18 protein-coding genes are annotated in these 18,650 nt (G+C 65.2%); 11 read left to right on the top strand and 7 right to left on the bottom strand.

Annotated features, from left to right (window positions below; genetic code table 11):
* Window positions 1-83: 83 nt before the first annotated feature.
* The 7 genes from U0042_RS27435 to flhC all read left to right on the top strand — a co-directional run bounded on the left by U0042_RS27435 (window position 84) and on the right by flhC (window position 5,236).
* Entirely contained in the window at window positions 84-1,013 is a 930-nt protein-coding gene (locus U0042_RS27435; protein WP_114812510.1) for a 3-keto-5-aminohexanoate cleavage protein, read from the top strand.
* A 48-nt stretch (window positions 1,014-1,061) separates the two neighbouring features.
* Window positions 1,062-2,027 carry an L-carnitine dehydrogenase gene (locus tag U0042_RS27430; protein ID WP_114812508.1) on the top strand — a complete coding sequence of 322 codons (966 nt, stop codon included), beginning with the start codon at window positions 1,062-1,064 and terminating at the stop codon, window positions 2,025-2,027.
* 16 nt (window positions 2,028-2,043) lie between these two features.
* A complete protein-coding gene (locus tag U0042_RS27425) occupies window positions 2,044-2,553 on the top strand; it encodes a thioesterase family protein (protein WP_419150472.1) in 510 nt (169 codons plus the stop codon).
* A gap of 38 nt (window positions 2,554-2,591) precedes the next feature.
* Window positions 2,592-3,584, top strand: coding sequence for an alpha/beta hydrolase (locus U0042_RS27420; protein WP_114812504.1), 993 nt, complete (start codon window positions 2,592-2,594; stop codon window positions 3,582-3,584).
* A gap of 306 nt (window positions 3,585-3,890) precedes the next feature.
* Complete coding sequence (locus U0042_RS27415; protein WP_114812502.1) at window positions 3,891-4,055, top strand: hypothetical protein; 165 nt, start codon at window positions 3,891-3,893, stop codon at window positions 4,053-4,055.
* A 157-nt stretch (window positions 4,056-4,212) separates the two neighbouring features.
* Window positions 4,213-4,530 (top strand): flagellar transcriptional regulator FlhD, encoded by a 318-nt coding sequence (gene flhD, locus U0042_RS27410; protein WP_114812500.1) that lies wholly within the window; start codon window positions 4,213-4,215, stop codon window positions 4,528-4,530.
* Between the two features lie 112 nt (window positions 4,531-4,642).
* Window positions 4,643-5,236 carry a flagellar transcriptional regulator FlhC gene (flhC, locus tag U0042_RS27405; RefSeq protein WP_114812499.1) on the top strand — a complete coding sequence of 198 codons (594 nt, stop codon included), beginning with the start codon at window positions 4,643-4,645 and terminating at the stop codon, window positions 5,234-5,236.
* A 100-nt stretch (window positions 5,237-5,336) separates the two neighbouring features.
* Here the strand turns inward: flhC and U0042_RS27400 are convergent, their stop codons facing one another.
* Window positions 5,337-5,630, bottom strand: coding sequence for a DUF3331 domain-containing protein (locus tag U0042_RS27400; RefSeq protein WP_114812497.1), 294 nt, complete (start codon window positions 5,628-5,630; stop codon window positions 5,337-5,339).
* Between the two features lie 365 nt (window positions 5,631-5,995).
* On the opposite strand from U0042_RS27400, the gene U0042_RS27395 reads away from it, so the two are divergent.
* Window positions 5,996-7,102 (top strand): AI-2E family transporter, encoded by a 1,107-nt coding sequence (locus tag U0042_RS27395; RefSeq protein WP_114812495.1) that lies wholly within the window; start codon window positions 5,996-5,998, stop codon window positions 7,100-7,102.
* Between the two features lie 84 nt (window positions 7,103-7,186).
* Here the strand turns inward: U0042_RS27395 and U0042_RS27390 are convergent, their stop codons facing one another.
* Both U0042_RS27390 and U0042_RS27385 read right to left on the bottom strand, forming a co-directional pair.
* Complete coding sequence (locus tag U0042_RS27390) at window positions 7,187-8,044, bottom strand: alpha/beta hydrolase (protein ID WP_198665356.1); 858 nt, start codon at window positions 8,042-8,044, stop codon at window positions 7,187-7,189.
* Between the two features lie 155 nt (window positions 8,045-8,199).
* Window positions 8,200-9,300 (bottom strand): OpgC domain-containing protein, encoded by a 1,101-nt coding sequence (locus tag U0042_RS27385; RefSeq protein WP_114812493.1) that lies wholly within the window; start codon window positions 9,298-9,300, stop codon window positions 8,200-8,202.
* Between U0042_RS27385 and U0042_RS27380 the strand changes: the two genes are divergently transcribed.
* From U0042_RS27380 to U0042_RS27370, 3 genes are all read left to right on the top strand, one after another.
* Window positions 9,299-9,484 carry a hypothetical protein gene (locus U0042_RS27380; RefSeq protein ID WP_114812491.1) on the top strand — a complete coding sequence of 62 codons (186 nt, stop codon included), beginning with the start codon at window positions 9,299-9,301 and terminating at the stop codon, window positions 9,482-9,484. The two genes, U0042_RS27385 and U0042_RS27380, sit on opposite strands and share 2 nt — an antisense overlap.
* A 312-nt stretch (window positions 9,485-9,796) precedes the next feature.
* Window positions 9,797-10,957 (top strand): porin, encoded by a 1,161-nt coding sequence (locus tag U0042_RS27375; RefSeq protein WP_114812489.1) that lies wholly within the window; start codon window positions 9,797-9,799, stop codon window positions 10,955-10,957.
* Window positions 10,958-11,445: 488 nt separating this feature from the next.
* Entirely contained in the window at window positions 11,446-12,270 is an 825-nt protein-coding gene (locus tag U0042_RS27370) for a peptidoglycan DD-metalloendopeptidase family protein (protein WP_114812487.1), read from the top strand.
* Between the two features lie 226 nt (window positions 12,271-12,496).
* Here the strand turns inward: U0042_RS27370 and U0042_RS27365 are convergent, their stop codons facing one another.
* The 4 genes from U0042_RS27365 to acnD form a co-directional block, all read right to left on the bottom strand.
* Window positions 12,497-13,096: a hypothetical protein gene (locus U0042_RS27365; protein ID WP_157977860.1), complete on the bottom strand. Its 600-nt coding sequence runs from the start codon at window positions 13,094-13,096 to the stop codon at window positions 12,497-12,499.
* Window positions 13,097-13,571: 475 nt separating this feature from the next.
* Window positions 13,572-14,369 (bottom strand): FkbM family methyltransferase, encoded by a 798-nt coding sequence (locus U0042_RS27360; protein ID WP_232833456.1) that lies wholly within the window; start codon window positions 14,367-14,369, stop codon window positions 13,572-13,574.
* A gap of 453 nt (window positions 14,370-14,822) precedes the next feature.
* Window positions 14,823-16,013 (bottom strand): 2-methylaconitate cis-trans isomerase PrpF, encoded by a 1,191-nt coding sequence (gene prpF, locus U0042_RS27355; RefSeq protein WP_114812481.1) that lies wholly within the window; start codon window positions 16,011-16,013, stop codon window positions 14,823-14,825.
* A gap of 33 nt (window positions 16,014-16,046) precedes the next feature.
* Window positions 16,047-18,644 carry a Fe/S-dependent 2-methylisocitrate dehydratase AcnD gene (gene acnD, locus U0042_RS27350; protein WP_114812479.1) on the bottom strand — a complete coding sequence of 866 codons (2,598 nt, stop codon included), beginning with the start codon at window positions 18,642-18,644 and terminating at the stop codon, window positions 16,047-16,049.
* Between the last annotated feature and the right edge of the window lie 6 nt (window positions 18,645-18,650).

Raw genomic sequence — 18,650 nt, 5'->3', positions numbered from 1 at the left:
CGCGGGGGAGGGTGACGCAACCCCAACGCAACCCCCGCGCAACGCACACGCACCATTCGATTCGTTACGACAGGACAGCACGCATGAACTACGAAGTGATCGTGACCTGCGCGGTCACGGGTGCCGGCGATACGGTCGGCAAGCACCCCGCCATTCCGGTTACGCCGAAGCAGATCGCCGAGGCCGCCATCGAGGCCGCGAAGGCCGGCGCCACGGTCGCGCATTGCCACGTGCGCGACCCGCACACCGGGCGCGGCAGCCGCGATCCGGCGCTCTACCGCGAGGTGGTGGACCGCATCCGCTCGGCGGACACCGACGTCATCATCAACCTCACGGCGGGCATGGGCGGCGACCTCGAGATTGGGCCCGGCGAAGAGCCCATGCGCTTCGGTCCCGGCACGGACCTCGTGGGCGGTCTCACGCGGCTCGCGCACGTGGAGGAACTGCTGCCCGAAATCTGCACGCTCGACTGCGGCACGCTCAATTTCGGCGATGGCGACGCCATTTACGTGTCGACGCCCGCGCAATTGCGCGCGGGGGCAAAGCGCATTCAGGCGCTGGGCGTGAAGCCGGAACTCGAAATCTTCGACACGGGCCACCTATGGTTCGCCAAACAAATGCTGAAGGAAGGGCTGCTCGATGCGCCGCCGCTCTTTCAGCTGTGCCTCGGCATTCCGTGGGGCGCGCCGGCTGACACCACCACGATGAAGGCGATGGTCGACAACCTGCCGCTGGGCGCCCAGTGGGCGGGGTTTGGTATCGGCCGCATGCAGATGCCGATGGTCGCGCAGGCCATGCTGCTGGGCGGCCACGTGCGCGTGGGTCTGGAAGACAACCTCTGGCTCGATCGCGGCGTGCACGCGAGCAACGGCTCGCTCGTGCAACGGGCGCGCGAGATCGTCGAGCGGCTGGGCGGCCGCGTGCTCACGCCGGCAGAAGGCCGCGTGAAGCTCGGCCTGCCCGCGCGCGGCGAACGCCTGCTCGAACGGCGCCCGGTGGCGGCGTTCGCCTGAACACGCAGCAAAGCAACGGTCGAAAGGACCATCAAAGGAATATCGGCAATGGCAGTGATCGAGGACATCAAGACTTTCGCGGCAATTGGCGCGGGGGTGATCGGCAGCGGCTGGGTGGCGCGCGCGCTCGCGAACGGGCTCGACGTGGTGGCGTGGGACCCCGGCGCGGGCGCTGAAAAACAGCTGCGCGACAACGTCGCGAACGCGTGGCCGGCGCTTGAACGCGTGGGGCTGAAGCCGGGCGCCTCGCCCGAGCGGCTGCGCTTCGTGAGCACCGTGGAAGCCTGCGTGGCCGAAGCCGACTTCATCCAGGAAAGCGCGCCCGAACGCGAGGACCTCAAGCTCTCGCTGCACGCGCAGGTGAGTCACGCGGCGAAGCCCGACGCGATCATCGCGTCGTCGACGTCGGGTCTGCTGCCCACGGACTTTTATGCAAGCGCGCTGCGTCCCGAGCGCTGCGTGGTGGGGCATCCGTTCAATCCGGTCTACCTGCTGCCGCTCGTCGAGGTGCTGGGCGGCGAGCGCACCGCGCCCGAGACGGTGGAGAGCGCGATGGCGATCTATCGAGGTCTCGGCATGCGGCCGCTGCGCGTGCGCAAGGAGGTGCCGGGCTTCATCGCGGACCGGCTGCTCGAGGCGCTCTGGCGCGAGGCGCTGCATCTCGTCAACGAAGGCGTGGCGACCACGGGCGAGATCGACGACGCCATCCGCTTCGGTGCGGGCATCCGCTGGTCGTTCATGGGCACGTTCCTGACCTACACGCTCGCGGGCGGCGAAGCCGGCATGCGACACTTCATGCAGCAGTTCGGCCCCGCGCTCGAACTGCCGTGGACGAAGCTGGTGGCGCCGAAGCTCACCGACGAGCTGATCGACCGCGTGGTGGCGGGCACCGCGGAGCAGGTGGGGCCGCGCTCCATCAAGGCACTCGAACGCTATCGCGACGAGTGCATCACGAACGTGCTGGCCGCGGTGAGCGAGGCGAAGACGAAACACGGGCTGCGCTTCGACGAGTGAAGTGCCGTGACGCGCAATGACGAGTGGAGGAGCGATGGAAAAGGTTGTGCAACGCGTGGCGTACCGCGATACCGTGCGTGCGGAGTGGGTGGACTACAACGGCCATCTGCGCGACGCGTTCTACATGCTGATTTTCAGCTTCGCCACCGACGCGTTGCTCGACGCGATCGGGCTCGACGATGCGGCGCGCACGGCACGGCACCGCTCGGTGTACACGCTCGAAGCGCACATCCATTACCTGCACGAGATCAAGGAGGGCACGCCGGTGCGCGTCGAGATGCGCGTGCTCGCGCACGACGCGAAACGGCTGCACCTCTACCTCGAACTGTTCGCCCACGGCCATGACGAGCCCGTGGCGGCGGGCGAACAGATGCTGCTGCACGTCGATACCACCGGGCCGCGTTCGGCGCCGTTCGATCCCGACGTGCTGGACCGCGTACGCGAACTCGCGGCGATGGAGGCCGGCTTGCCGCGGCCCGCGTACGCGGGCCGCGTGATCGGGCTGCCCGAGAAGCGCGGCGCCTGAGCGTCTCGCGCACCGCATGAAACGCAGCGAGTGAGCCGATGCTGGAGCCCGAGATCGCGGCCTTCGTCGAACGCACGCTGGCGCTTTATCCCGATGGCGCCGCCCGGCTTCCCGTGCAGCAACAGCGGGCCATCTACGACCGCTATGCCGCGGCGTGCGCGCCTGCGTTGCCGTCCAACGTGGCGGCCGACAACGCCGTTCTGCAAAGCGGGGCGGGGCACGCGATCGCGCTGCGTCGCTATCGGTCGCTCAATGCGAGGCGCTCGCGTGGCCTCGTGCTGTTCTTTCACGGCGGCGGTTTCGTGCTGGGCTCGCTCGACAGCCACGCGTCGATCACGGCACGTCTTGCCGCCGACACGGGACTCGACATTGTCGCCGTGGACTACCGGCTCGCGCCCGAACACGGCGCGCCCGCCGCACATGACGATTGTCTCGAAGTGACACGCGCGGCGCTCGCCGCACGTTTGCCGTTTCCCGATGTGACGGGACCCGTGCTGCTGGCGGGCGACAGCGCGGGCGGTACGCTGGCCGCGGGCGTCGCGCTGAAGCTGCGCGACGAGGGCGTGGGTGGCGCCGTGGCGCCAAATGAAGGGCTGCACGAGAGGCTGCATGGCGTGGCGCTCGTCTATCCGATGCTGGGCCGCGAGCCGCAGCCGCCCGCCCGCAATACCGAAGCGCACGCGCCGCTGCTGAACCTTGCCGACGTCCGGACATACGCGGGTCACTACTGGCCCGATGCATCCGCACCCGCATGGACGGTGCCGCTCGATGCCGCGCGTTTCGACGGTTTGCCCGCCACGCTCGCGATTGCCGCGCAGCACGATCCGTTGCGCGACGATGCACGCGTATTCGCACAGCGCATCGAGGCGGCGGGCGGATGCAGCCGGCTCGTCGTGCTGGATGGTCTCGTTCACGGGTGCTGGCGCGCGCTCGCCACGAGCCCGGGCGTTCAGCGTCTGCACCGCGAGGTGTGTGCTTTCCTCGTTGAAACCGTCGATGCGGCGTGCGATTCAGCACGCCGCAGCCGATGAGTTTTCGAACAGCGTCGCGCCCCACGTTCACGCGCGTCGCGCCTGCCTGCGAGCCCCGCCGGGGCGGGCTGTCCGGCAATCCTTGCCATACCTGCGTTTGAAACAAACCGCCTGTAGCCCACTCGTCGCGCACGCGTAGGAAAACGCTGACAGCGCGGTGGGCGCGACTACGCCATCTTCAGGCGCCGCTGATTTCGCCGGCTTCAGCTCTGAACAATACTTCCGTCACAACAAAGTCACGTTTTGCCGGGGACACGAGCCGGCCCCCTCCATGTGTTGCGAGGGGCCGCGCTGCAAGGAGAGCCCATGAGCCGCACCGCCCAGGACCTGATCGAACTGCTTCGCCTTGCCGAAGGCGGCGCAGGCGCGCTGACACAGCACCTGCTGCGTGAGCTGGCGCGAAGCCTCATTGCACCGGGGGCGGCAAGCCTGCCGGTGGAGCGTGGAGCTGCCGTCCCGGCCAACGTTTGAAGCCATGCGGTTGAAGCAATACGGCGGTCGAGGTCGAGCCGCGCAACAGCAGGACAAATCGAAGTCAGGACCGAAGTCTCGATCAACGTTTCAAGCCACGTTTCACCCGACGTTTCAAGCCACATTTCAACCCAGACACCCACCACCAGGAATAGCCATGAAGAGCTGCGACGCGCTGGACTCGATCCGCGAAATCAATCTGTCTTATCTGATGCTTGCCCAGCGTCTGCTGCGCGAAGACCGGCCGGCCGGCATGTTCCGGCTGGGCCTTTCCGAGCCGCTCGCCGATCTGCTCTCCGGTCTCTCGCTCGCGCAGACGGTGAAGCTTGCCGCGTGCGACCAGCTGTTGTGCTTCTTCCGTTTCAACGACCACGCCATGCTGGGCGCGCTGACGTCGCCGGAGAAGGCCGCCGGCTTTGCGCAAACCCATACGGCGGTTCTGCTGTCGGGCCAGCCGGCCGAACAGTTCGCCTGACCGGGCTTCTTTCGTACTGCCCGCTGTTGTTTCACCCGCTGTCGTACCGCCCGTTTTGCGCCGTCGATTTCACCTCGCGCGATTCACGCCACTCATCGAACCAGGACGCACCATGCCCACCCGAAGCCTGACCGAAGACGCCCAGGAAGTGCTGCGCGCCATTGCATTGATCGAGCTGGGCGCGCGCATGCAGGTGCTCGAAAGCGAGCTTGCGCTGCCGCGCGACCGTCTCATCAGGCTGTATCGGGAGGTGAAGGGCGAGTCGCCGCCCAAGGGCATGCTGCCGTCGTCGGCGGACTGGTACATGACGTGGATGGCGAACATCCACGCCTCGCTCTTCTATAACACCTATGTGTTTCTCAAGAACGAGGCGAAGTGCTCGCATCTGGATGCGCTCACGAAGGGGTACCGGCTCTATCGCGAGCATTGCACGCACGCGGGGCTCGAGCCGCTGCTCGACCTCACGCGCGCATGGACGCTGGTGCGTTTCTTCAACGGCGGCCTTCTCGAGATGACGCAGTGTTCGCGTTGCAGCGGCCGGTTCATCGGCCACAAGTACGACCTGCGGCGCAACAAAGCCTGTGCGATCTGCCAGCCGCCGTCGCGCGCGGGCAAGCCCGGCAAGCCGGCTCGTGACGAGGGCCGGGCGAGGCCGCTACCGCCCGCCGTGGCCGCGCGTGAAATGGCGACGCCGCTGGCGGCTTAGGTGGGGAGGGCGAGGCGCCAAGCCACTGCGAGGCCTGGCTCAGGAGCCGGCGCCTCGCGTGCCGGACGCTGCCAGGCTGCTCGCCTGCTGATCCGCCCGGCTACTCCGCCGTGGCGAGGCTGCCGAATACCTCGGCGGCGATCATCACCGATGCGTTCAGGGGAGCCGGCCGCTCGGCCGGCTTGAAAACGGCGTCGCCGCGGCGGATCTTGCGGCGCGTGACTGCGCATGTCCCCGAAGTGTGCGCCGAGCGGCGGCGCCAGCGCTGTTCGCCGTAGTGGCATCGGCCGGGCTCCACCCAGCGGATCACCAGCGTCGTGTCGGACTGTTCGAGAATTTCGATCCGTTCGCCGTTCGCGCCGTCAAGAGCAAGCAGGGACAATCTGGTCTTCATTGTCGGCTCCAGGAAGAGGTGTGCCGAATGTAGACCTGCGGCGCAGCAAGTGCCATTGTGCCGCGGTTGAAACACCATTCCGCGGGACGCAACAATGGACGCGGGTATCCGTCGAAGGCTGAACGAATGGGCTTCCGCGGGTGTCGCGGCCGATATCTAACAATTTTGCAACGCAGTGTTGTCCCACGCGCGACGACCCTGGCACCCTCTCTGCGCCTTTCTGCGGTCCCCTTACCGCTATCCGACCGCATCGAACACCTCATGCAGGGGAGGCGGGGCGCCTTGTCTTAAGATTGAGGCTTTTGGCGGTCAGGCGGTGCCGCGTGCGTGCTGGCGCTGCTCTGCCGCCCGGTGCCCGAGGTTACATGAACCCGCATTCGCCTGCTCCCAAACCCGCCTCCATCCCCCAACAACAAAGCCAGCGTGTCGCCGCGGCCGCCCTCTATACCGCGCTCGTGGTCCTCGCGCTGTGGATGGTGCGCGAGTTCATTCCCGCCGTGGCCTGGGCGGGCGTCATCGCCATCGCCTTGTGGCCGGCTTTTCGCGCCATCGAAAGCCGCCGCTGGTTCAAGGGCCGCACGACGCTGATCGGGGCGCTGCTGACGCTGGCGGTCGGGCTGCTCGTGCTATTGCCCGTGGCCGTGGGCATCGCGCAGGCGGCCGGCGAAGCGCACAGCCTGCTCGGCTGGATTCGCGGCGCGCAGGAAACCGGCGTGCCGGTGCCGGACTTCGTGGCGCATCTTCCGTTCGGCGCCCGCCCATTGACCGAGTGGTGGCAGGCCAATCTCGCCCGGCCGCTCGGCGCGTCGCCGGCCATGAAGGACCTGCACGGCAACGCCGTGGTGGCGTTCGGCCAGCGCTTCGGCCTGCGCGCGGCCCACGCGCTGCTGCATTTCGTCTTCACGCTGCTGACCGTGTTCGTGATCTTCCAGGCGGGGCCGCGCCTCTCGGGCACGATCCTGCGCGGCGCCGAACGCGCCTTCGGCCAGCGCGGCGTCGAACTCGCGCAGCGCATGGGCGCGGCGGTGCGCGGGACGGTGACGGGGCTGGTGGTGGTGGGGCTGGGTGAGGGCGTGCTGCTCGGCACGGGCTACGCGCTGGCCGGCGTGCCGCACGTGGCGCTGCTCGCGGCCGTGACTGCGGTGGCCGCGATGCTGCCGTTCTGTGCGCCCATCGTGTTTTGCGGCGTGGCGTTGTGGCTCGCGCTCGTGCCGGGCGCGACCGTGGCGGCGATCGCGATTGCCGCGGCCGGTTTCGTCATCACGTTCGTGGCCGACCATTTCGTGCGGCCCGTTCTGATCGGCAGTTCCACGCGCCTGCCGTTCCTGCTCGTGCTGTTCGGCATTCTGGGCGGAGCCGGGACGTTCGGGCTGCTGGGCATCTTCATCGGTCCCGCGCTCATGACCATACTCATGGTGCTCTGGGACGAGTGGCTGCAGCCGGGCAGCGGCGAGGCGGCGGTCCGGCGGTGAGTCGACGTTGAGGAGGCGGGGCGTGGGCGTTGCTGCGCAAGGGGTCCGGCCTCATCGCTGCCGGGTCCGAGACGGCCGAGGCCTTCAGCGCACGCAGTCGAGCGTATAGGTGAGCGCCGCCGGCAGCAGATCGCGCCAGACGTTCCAGGTATGCCCCCCATCGACGATCCGCAGTGCCGCCGGATTGTTGGCGAGCCGCAGCCGCGTGTAGAGCTGCGACGCCTCCGCCTGGATCACGAGGTCGCCGTCGCCCGAAGCGATGAACATGGGCACGCGCCACGGCTTGGCCATATAGGCCTGCCACAGCGCGGGGTAGTTGAGCGCATGCCAGACGTGCGGATCGAACTGCCGGTCGCCGAACACGCCCACATAGCGCGCGGCCGACGAGAGCGGCGGCTCGTTCGAATAGACGGCGGGCGAGAGCAGCAGCGCGCCGCAGAAGCGCTCGGGCTGCTCGAGCGTATAGCGCAGCGCGCCGAAGCCGCCCATCGATACGCCGCCGATGGCCCGTCCATTGCGCTGGTTCGAGACCGCGTAGCGCCGCTCGATTTCGGGCAGCAGGTCGTCGAAGAACGCGCTCTCCATCTTTTCCTTGCGGTCGACGTACCAGTCCGTGCCGCCCTGCGGCATCACGATCACCACCGGCACGATGGCGCGGCGCTCGATCAGCGTGTCCGCCGCGGCTTGCAGGCGGCCCTGCGTGATCCAGTCCATCGCGTTGCCGTTGTTTCCGTGCAGCAGGTAGAGCACCGGGTAGTGGCCGGCGTCGTTGCGGTAGCCTGTCGGCAGATAGACGACGTACGACCAGTCGCGCGCCAGCGCGGGCGAGTAGAAGGTCGCGGTCGACACCGTGCTGGCGTGCGCGGGGGGCGCCTTGATGGCCGCGGCGGCACCCAATGAGAGCAGAACGGCACGGAAGACAGGGCGGAAAAGTCGGCGCATCGCGGAGAAGGGCAGAAAAAGCCGCGCAGTGATCGGCGCTGCGCGGGCCTCCATGCTAGCAGGCCGCAGCGGGCCGCCCGTCGTACGGTAGGCCTGCGGCCCTGGCTGTTCCGGCTATGCCCGCTACAGGGCGGGAGGGTTGGCCGCAGCCGTCGCTATGCCGTCGTTTTCACGCGCACCGCGAGTACGCGCGTGATCGGCTCCGAGCCCTTCGCGACGAGGAGCAGCGCGCCGATGGCGATGGCGTCGGCGGCAAGACCGAGCGGGTAGTTGAGATAGCCCTCGGTGAACTTGAAGAGCAGCGAGTCGACGACGAGCGAAATCGCCGTACCGCACACGAAGCACAGCAGGCCTTTGCGTCCGACGAGGCCGATCCATGGCAACGCGCGCGCCACCTTCTTCACCCATCCGGATTCGACAAGCCCCGCCGCGAGCCACGCGATCGCGACGAAGTTGCCGAGCCGGAACCACGCCAGGTTCTGCTTGAGGCTGCCGTCGGGCGGCGCGGCCTCTATGCCGAGCCGGTACCAGGCGGCGATCACGAACGCCACGCCCGCGGCCACGGTGACGAGCCAGCCCAGACGATGCGCGCTCACGCGCTGATAGATGGGCTGGCACTTCGCGAGCACGCCCAGCACGAAGAGCAGTTGCCACGCGAGCGGATTGAAGTCCCATTGGACGTCTTCGGCGTGCGGCAGCCAGTCCGCCGCGAACGGCGCCGCGGCCCACAGCACGATGCTGCCCACGAGCAGCACCACAGGCCGACGCCGTGCGAGCGGCAGCATCGCGGGGACGGCGAGCGCGAACAGCGCATACATGGGCAGCACGCCCGCGAGATACGGCTGGCGGCGCATCAGGAGGATGTCGGCCAGCGCCCGGAGCGGCGTGGCGGCGAGTTCCTCGATGTCGGCGGTGGTCACGTTGGGCGCGTCGATGCCGAGCATCAGCATCACGGCCGAGACCACCAGCATGAGCGCGGCGGTGACGAGGAACGCGCGGTAGATCTCGAAGGCACGGCGCAGAAAGCGCCGGCGCGCCGCGGACTCGGTGTGGCGGGCCACGAGCGAGCCGTAGGCCACCGCCGTGGCGTAGCCGCCGAGAAACACGAAGACTTCGGCTGCGTCGCAGAGCGCGTAGGCGTGCAGCGTGAACCGCGAGAGGATGCTGCCGCCGATATGGTCGACGACGATCACGAGCAGCACGAGCCCGCGGAAAAAATCGAGTTCGACAAGACGCGAAGACGCGGAAGCTTGCATGGGCATTCAGGGCAACGACGACGTGCGCGATGCGGACAACGGGCGCCGCGCGAAGGAAAGCGGGAGCGATGCCGACGAAGAGGAACGGCAGAGGCGGTTCGACGGCACAGCGACGGACGGCGTCGCCCGCATGGAACGACACCGAAGGTTAGGGATGACCCTGGTGCGCTCGCAGAGTTCCTGAAAAGGTGAGGAGTGGCCGGTGGGGATGTTACGAACGGTTGCCGCGATTAGCCAAGTAGCCCGGTGTCTCTTGGGAGGAGGACCGATTGCCCGATCCATGCACCGCACGTGGGCATTTCGCAACGGTTTCGTTGCGGGCAACGGCCCCCAATGGACGTGCCCAATTCGGCGTGCAACGATCATCTCCGCTATCTCGCACGGCTTCGAGGACGCTTCAAGACGGCCCGGCCGGCGACATCAAAGACCACTCGTTTCTGAAAGCCGCACGTCAGAAGAGTGAAAACAAATAGCGAAAAAGGGAACGGAGATATCCATGAAAAAACAGGTCATCGCGCTTGCCGTATCCACCGCCTTCGCCGCTTTCGCGGCACCCGCGTTCGCCCAGAGCAGCGTGACGCTGTACGGGGTGATCGACGAAGGTTTCAACTACACGAGCAACTCGGGCGGTCACTCGGCGTATCAGCTGGCGAGCGGCTATGCCCAGGGCAGCCGCTGGGGCCTGAAGGGCTCGGAAGATCTGGGCGGCGGCCTCAAGGCCATCTTCACGCTGGAAAACGGCTTTGACGTCAACTCGGGCCGGCTCGGCCAGGGCGGCCGGATGTTCGGGCGTCAGGCGTTCGTCGGCCTGACCTCGAGCCAGTACGGAGCGGTTACGTTGGGTCGCCAGTACGACTCGCTGGTGGACTACCTGGCGCAGACCACGGCCAACGGCAACTGGGGCGGCTACCTGCTCTCGCACCCGTACGACAACGACAACACGGACAACTCCTTCCGCGTCAACAACACGGTGAAGTACGCGAGCCCGGACCTCTCGGGCTTCCAGTTCGGCGGCACATACAGCTTCAGCAACTCGACGAACTTCGCGAACAATCGACAGTACAGCGTGGGCGCCCAGTACGCGACCGGCGGTCTGCTCGTGGCCGCGGCCTACCTGCAGGCCAACAACCCAGGCACGACCTCGGGCGGCGCGATTGCCGGTCCCGGCGACGACGAGAACTTCGACTCGAAGCGTCTGCGCATTTTCGGCGGCGGCGTCAATTACACGTTCGGGCCGGCGACCCTCGGCTTCGTGTACACGAACACCAACGTGACGCAGCCGGTGAGTTCGGCCTACGTGGGTTCGATCGCGCTGCCGTCGGGCGAGAATCCGTCGTCGCTCAAGTATCAGAACTTCGAAGTGAACGGCAAGTACCAGTTGACGCCGTCGTTCTTCGTGGGCGCGCAGTACATCTACACGCTGTCGAAGTTCGACGCCTCGACGGGCAATCCCGAGCCGAAGTACCACACGTTCGGCCTGATGGCGGACTACAACCTGTCGAAGCGCACCGACTTCTATCTGCAGGGCGCCTATCAGAAGGTGGCCGGCGACCGGACCGGCACGGCGCTCGACGACGCCTACATTCCGGGTTCGGCCGGCGTGTCGTCGTCGCAACACCAGTTCGCGTTCCGCGCGGCGATTCGCCACAAGTTCTAAGACGGAAGGATGTTTTTCCGGCGCGCGGTATGGCGCGCCCCTTTTCATACTGGCCCGTTGCTCGCCGGCTTGCCTTGCAGGCCGCGCGGCAGCGGGCTTTTTCGTTCCTGCGCACGAAGTCCCGATTCGCTCTCGCGTCTGCCCTGTTTGAAACGGCTATTCCCGAGCGCAACTGCCCGGGCTCAAGTTGCGTCTGTCCTTGCCGTTATGTGGCGTTATAAGGCGGACCTTTGCCGGATACCGGGCGGTGCGCAATATGCGTTCGGCTTGATTGGGGTCGATAAACATTTGTATCAGAGTGTTTGAAACGGCCCGTCGACTGTCATGTGCACTTTACAATGTTGCGTGAACTTGGGGCCATATCAGGCCATTTTGTGCAATTTTGACAGCAGAAACGCCACGTTCCTTTCATAGGGCGACGGATGGCGCCGGCGCCGCGTCCAGAGGCGCGGCAACTGCGGACATTTCGAGCAGGAGTCAAGCGAGAGATGGCGAGAAGTCGTTTCACCAGTTTCCACAGGTCGAGAGCGGGCGTCGCCGGCGCTCTCTGCCTCGCGGTCGTGCTGGCCGGCTGCGCGGCGAATCCGGAGCAACCTTCGGTGGTGCCCGATCCGGTGGCCTCGGGCACGAATGCAACACCGGGCGCGACGACGTCGGATGCCGGGCCGGACGGAGGTCGGGGAGCGGCTGGCGCAAGCACGACGATGGTCGTGACGAAGACCGCTTTCTACAGGGTGCGGCGCGGTGACACCCTGCCGCGCGTTGCCCAGAGCCACGGATGCTCCGTGAAAGACCTCGCGGCGTGGAACCGGTTGAAGCCGTCCAGCCGCATCAAGCCGGGCCAGACGCTGCGTATCGTGTCGCGCCAGACCGTACCGGTGCAGGCGAGCGGCGGCGCGGACGCTCGCGGCGTGGCTTCAGCGGTTTCGCGTCACGCTTTTGCCGTGTCGCTTGCGTGGCCCGCGCAGGGCCAGGTGGTGGAGCCGTTCCAGCCCGGCGAGAACCGGGGCATCGAGATCGGCGGCAAGGAAGGCGACCCCGTGCGCGCCGCCGCCGACGGCAAGGTCATGTTCGCGGGCACGGGTCTCAATGAATACGGCAGCCTCATCATCGTCCAGCACAACAAGGACTTTCTGACGGCTTACTCCCATAGCCGCCGGCTGCTCGTGAAGACGGGCGACATCGTGCGTCAGGGCCAGCAGATCGCCGAGATGGGCGCCGACAATCGCGCCCGCGCCGCCGTGCTGTTCGAGGTGCGGCGGGACGGCAAGCCGGTGGATCCGATGGCGTATTTGCGGAGTCAGAATGGGTGAATGTTGATCGGACACCGTTGCTCTTTGGCGCTTATCCACATTGGCTTGCCGTCCGGAACCGTGCAGCGAAGCAACTCGCGCCACGGAACGGTTCCGGCGCAAAGCTCACGCAAAAATAGCGCCCGGACGCTCATCAGAGCCCCGGTCGTATTGGATGCAATCTACAGGGCTTCGGCGAAAGCGCTTCGCGCCATCCCTGTGTGTCATACACTCGGGTTGACTCGCATTACGGCATGAACTGGATAACTGAGATGAACCCGTGCAATGCCGCGCTGCCATCCGAGCCCTTGTCATAACCGAACGAGCAAACGTCGGTATAGATGTTGCAGTTGCAGAGTCGTGACATCGACAAGGAAATGGCACCTCCTGAACCATTCAGGTTGGCATAATTGATTATCGAGTCCTGATAAATGCCAGGGTATCCATATTGCCGACTGGTCATGAAAGAGGATTTGTACTGCCCGGTAGATGCGGTGGTGTTGAGCACACCATCGAACGTTATGAGATAAAACCCGGGCTGCAACTGCAAATACCCATCCGAGGTGATCGAGGCGCCAGGAATCGACCCGTTGGGCTGCACCGAAAGATCCAGTCGCCACCACGTTCCTTCGTCAATTCCCTTTCCTCCGTTGGGCTGCAATGTTGTTCCGATTTCCCATGTGAGGAACGGCGGAGGGCTCGCGAACAAGCCGCCGTCGCTAGCTGCATTCAACAGGTTGCCGGCATTTCTGGAAATGCCTATTGCCGTTGCTGGCAATGTATCGCTCGAAGATAGCGCGGAAAAATTGCCACTTCCGTCAACAATTACTGGTGTACGAACCGTCATAACAGATCCTTAAGAGGAAAGGTGCGAGACATAATTAAGTGTTTCGCTTGGTTGTCGTTACACGGCGGCAATGATTGATGATTTATCGAACTTATAACCTATTCGTGTCGAATTAATTGCCCTGTTGTCGTGCGAGAATAATAATATGAGCAAGCGGCAGTGTTGTTGTGAATAATTGTCAACGGCAGTGGACAATAATCAGAATATGCTTTTCGGATAGATTCACTTTGCGTTGGCGTGGCAATTCCGTCCAGCACGGGTTTATGCCTTGGGCATCAATGAAACTTCTTGGTCGGATTGATCGTTCGTTCTGATTTGCCCAATTACCGCGACGTGAAGAGCGTTACGGAATTCCTGAGCGGTATGGTCCGGTCGTAGTCTTCCGTCTGCCGCGGCAGTTTTCGTGTGCCACGTAGTGCAGCTGTGGACGGCGGCCGGAACGGCCGCCACAAATTTGTGCTGGTCGCCGCCTTGGCTACGCAGACTCGAACCGAACGCTTCGCCATGCGTCCGGATCATGGCAGAAACCTTCGTTGTCCGGGAGCACTTCCACGAGGCCGCTCATCTCGCCGCGTTCGCGAGGAATGCAGATCAAGTCGAACGACCAGATGCCGTCGAACACGTTTTCTGTGTTGCCAAAAAAATTCAGCCGATTGAACACCGGAGTGATGAAATACCAAACGCGGTAGTTCAGTGAAGAGAATAGTTTGAGAAATGTCTTCGAACTGTCGCCGGTGTAGTGGTTCAGGTACTCCAGATAGACGATCGGTCGGTGTTCGCCGAGGGTCTTTTGTGCGCCACGAATAACATTCGCTTCGAATCCTTCGACATCCGCCTTCAGGAAATCGAGCCTCGGTAGGTGAAGCGAATCGATGGAGCGCAATGCAACCTGCTCACTAGGCAAGCCCTGCAGCAGCAGCGACGAAGCGCCGAAATTATTCCGTTGACGCGGATCGATGACGGGAAATTCGACGGTGCCTTCTTCGTCGCCCACTGCACATTGCATCGCTCGCACATTCAGCCGCTCATTGAGAGCGAGATTTGCACACAACAACTGGAATGTGTGACGCTGTGGTTCGAACGCGAATACGAGCCCGGTGTCCCCAACCGTCCTTGATAGCATGACCGTATGCGAGCCGATATTGGCTCCTGCTTCGACCACCGTGTTGCCTTCCCGGACCATTTGCGCAAACAGGAACGGCTCAGGCTCCGACCATTCTCCGTATAGGGAAAGGCTCCGCCCAACAAATTCATCGTTTGAATTGAACAGCATCGTACCGTGTCGGCATTTTTTGCTAACGTAAAGCGACATCGCATCCCCCGTTTGTTTGTTCGCGGTCGGGAATTATAGGGGAGTCACGTAATTATCGGTTTTTTCTTTGCTGGATTGCCTGGCCGCTGGTGGATCCGTCTGATCAGATAACAGAGGCGAACATCGCAGCGCTACGCAGACAATGATGTTTTCACGTTGGCTTCGTGTTGATTTTAACAATTGTAATTTTTAAATCTGTTGTGACAATTGCTGCCCGTCGTTCGGCAAGCGGCGCTGAAATATCAGCGCCGCACAAACTTTAGATTGCATACTGCGACTATTTTTCGTCGCGTGCGGGCTTCTCACCGTACGTCAAATGCCTGATCGCGCCCTTTTGGGGGGCGGAGGGCACGAGACAACCCGGAGCGGGGTGGCGAGCGTCGGAAGTTCACCGCCGGCGCGAAGGTTACGCCTCTATACCGTATCCCCCGGCACCCGCACCCAACCCTCCATCAGCACGCGCGCGCTGCGGCTCATCACCGCCTTGGTGACCTTCCACTCGCCGTCGATCTGCCTTGCCTCGGCGCCCACGCGCAACGTGCCCGACGGATGGCCGAAGCGCACCGCCTCGCGCGGACCGCCGCCCGCCGCGAGATTCACCAGCGTGCCCGGAATGGCGGCGGCTGTACCGATGGCCACGGCCGCCGTGCCCATCATCGCGTGGTGGAGCTTGCCCATGGAGAGCGCGCGCACCAGCAGGTCGACGTCGCCCGCGGCGACGCGTTTGCCGCTCGACGCCACGTAGTCCGCCGGCTTCGCCACGAACGCCACCTTCGGCGTGTGCTGACGCGTGGCGATCTCGTCCAGCTGCTCGATGAGCCCCATGCGCAGCGCGCCGTGCGCGCGGATGGTCTCGAACATGGCGAGCGCCTTCGGGTCGCCGTTGATGGCGTCCTGCAACTCGGTGCCCGTGTAGCCGATGGCGTCGGCATTGACGAAGATGGTCGGAATGCCGGCATTGATCATGGTCGCCTTGAGCGTGCCGACGCCCGGCACCTCCAGGTCGTCCACGAGATGGCCCGTGGGGAACATCGCGCCGCCTGCGCCTTCTTCCTCGGCGGCCGGGTCCATGAATTCGAGCTGGACCTCGGCGGCGGGGAACGTCACGCCGTCCAGTTCGAAGTCGCCGGTCTCCTGCACGGCGCCCGCCGTCATGGGCACGTGTGCCACGATGGTCTTGCCGATATTGGCTTGCCAGATGCGCACGACGGCCACGCCATCGTGCGGAAGGCGGCTCGAGTCGATGAGGCCGTTGGCAATCGCGAAAGGCCCCACGGCGGCCGAGAGGTTGCCGCAGTTGCCGCTCCAGTCGACGAACGCGCGATCGATGGCGACCTGGCCGAACAGGTAGTCCACGTCGTGATCGGGCCGGCTGCTCTTCGCCACGATCACGGTCTTGCTCGTGCTCGACGTCGCGCCGCCCATGCCGTCGATCTGCTTGCCGTACGGGTCGGGGCTGCCGATCACGCGCAACAGCAGCGCGTCGCGCGCCGCGCCCGGCACGCGCGCGGCCTCGGGCAGATCGTCGAGGCGAAAGAACACGCCCTTGCTGGTGCCGCCGCGCATGTACGTGGCGGGAATGCGGATCTGGGGTAGGTGAGCCATGGTGGTGTCGTTTCCCTTCGTTTTCCGTCTCGTTCAGACCGCCGCTTTCGACTGCGCGAGGAAGTCTTGCGCGAAGCGTTGCAGCACGCCACCCGCATCGTAGATCGACACTTCCTCGGCCGTATCGAGCCGGCAGGTGACGGGCACCTCGACGCGCTCGCCGTTGCGGCGATGGATCACCAGCGTGAGATCCGCACGCGGCTTGCGCTCGCCGATTACGTCGAACGTTTCGGTGCCGTCGATGCCGAGCGTGAGCCGGTTCACGCCGGCCTTGAACTCGAGCGGCAGCACGCCCATGCCGATCAGGTTGGTGCGGTGGATGCGCTCGAAGCCCTCGGCCACGATGGCTTCCACGCCTGCGAGCCGCACGCCTTTCGCGGCCCAGTCACGCGACGAGCCCTGGCCGTAGTCGGCGCCCGCCACGATGATGAGCGGCTGCCGGCGCTCCATGTAGGTCTCGATGGCTTCCCACATCCGCACGACCTTGCCTTCCGGTTCGATGCGCGCGAGCGACCCCTTCTTCACGCTGCCGTCCACCACGGCCATTTCGTTGACGAGCGTGGGGTTCGCAAACGTCGCGCGCTGCGCCGTGAGGTGGTCGCCGCGGTGCGTCGCGTACGAGTTGAAGTCCTCTTCGGGCAGGCCCATTTTCGCGAGGTATTCGCCCGCGGCGCTGTCCGGCAGGATCGCGTTCGAAGGCGAGAGGTGGTCCGTCGTGATGTTGTCGCCCAGCACGGCGAGCGGCCGCAGGCCTTGCAACGTGCGTACGCCGGCGAGCGCACCTTCCCAGTACGGCGGCCGGCGAATGTACGTGCTCTGGGGGCGCCAGTCGTAGAGCGGGCTGATCGGCTCGGCGCTCGTTGCGGTAGCGGCGAACATCGGTTCGTAGACGCGGCGGAACTGCTCGGGCTTCACGCTCTGCGCGACGATCGCATCGATCTCCTCGTCGGACGGCCAGATATCCTTAAGATAGACCGGCTCGCCCTGCGGACCGGTGCCCAGCACGTCGCGCTCGATATCGAAACGGATCGTGCCCGCAATCGCGTAGGCCACCACGAGCGGCGGCGAGGCGAGAAACGCCTGCTTCGCGTACGGATGAATGCGGCCGTCGAAGTTGCGGTTGCCGGAGAGCACTGCCGTGGCATACAGGTCGCGCTCGACGATCTCTTTCTGGATGGCCGGATCGAGCGCGCCCGACATGCCGTTGCACGTCGTGCAGGCGAACGCCACGATGCCGAAGCCGAGTTTTTCCAGTTCGGGCAGGAGCCCCGCGTCTTCGAGATAGAGTTCGACCGCCTTCGACCCCGGCGCGAGCGAACTCTTGACCCACGGCTTGCGCGTGAGCCCGCGCGCGTTCGCATTACGCGCGAGCAGCGCGGCGGCGATCACGTTGCGCGGATTGCTGGTGTTCGTGCAGCTCGTGATGGCGGCGATGATCACCGCGCCATCGGGCATCTGGCCCGGCACGTCCTCCCATTTGCCAGCGATACCGCGTTCGGCAAGCGCCGAAGTGGGTAGCCGTCGGTGCGGATTGGACGGTCCCGCCATGTTGCGGACCACGCTCGATAGATCGAACCTGAGCACGCGTTCGTACTGGGCATGGGCGAGCGAATCCGCCCAGAGGCCCGCGGTTTTGGCATACGTTTCGACCAGCTGAACCTGTGCGTCGTCGCGGCCCGTCAGGCGCAGGTAGTCGATGGTCTGGCTGTCGATGAAGAACATCGCTGCCGTGGCGCCGTATTCGGGCGCCATGTTGGAGATCGTCGCGCGGTCGCCCAGCGTGAGCGTCGCGGCGCCTTCGCCGCGGAATTCCAGATACGCGCCCACCACCTTTTCCTTGCGCAGGAATTCGGTGAGCGCGAGCACGATGTCGGTGGCCGTGATGCCGGGTTGCCGCCGGCCCGTCAGCTCGACGCCGACGATATCGGGCAGGCGCATCCACGACGCGCGGCCCAGCATCACGTTCTCGGCCTCCAGGCCGCCCACGCCGATGGCGATGACGCCCAGCGCATCGACGTGCGGCGTGTGGCTGTCGGTGCCGACGCAGGTGTCAGGGTAGGCCACGCCGTCGCTCACCTGGATCACTGGCGACATCTTCTCGAGGTTGATCTGATGCATGATCCCGTTGCCCGGCGGAATCACGTCGACGTTGCGAAAGGCCCGCTTCGTCCAGTTGATGAAGTCGAAGCGGTCTTCGTTGCGGCGATCTTCGATGGCGCGGTTTTTCGCGAACGCGTCCGGATCGAAACCCGCGCATTCCACGGCAAGCGAGTGGTCCACGATCAACTGCACCGGCACGACCGGATTCACCTGGGCCGGCTCGCCGCCTTGCGACGCGATGGCATCGCGCAGCCCCGCCAGATCGACGAGCGCGGTCTGCCCAAGAATGTCGTGACAGACCACGCGTGCGGGAAACCACGGAAAGTCGCGATCGCGCCGACGCTCGATCAGCTGCTTCAACGACTCGGTGAGCGTAGCGGGATCGCAGCGGCGCACGAGGTTTTCGGCGAGCACGCGTGACGTGTAGGGCAGCGTGTCCCAGGCGCCGGGCTGAATGGCGTCGACGGCGGCGCGTGCATCGAAGTAGTCGAGCCGGGTGCCGGGCAGGGGTTTGCGATAGGCGGTATTCATGGCATT

Source organism: Paraburkholderia kururiensis (assembly GCF_034424375.1).
GTDB lineage: Bacteria > Pseudomonadota > Gammaproteobacteria > Burkholderiales > Burkholderiaceae > Paraburkholderia > Paraburkholderia kururiensis_A.
This window is presented reverse-complemented; position numbering and strand designations above follow the sequence as displayed.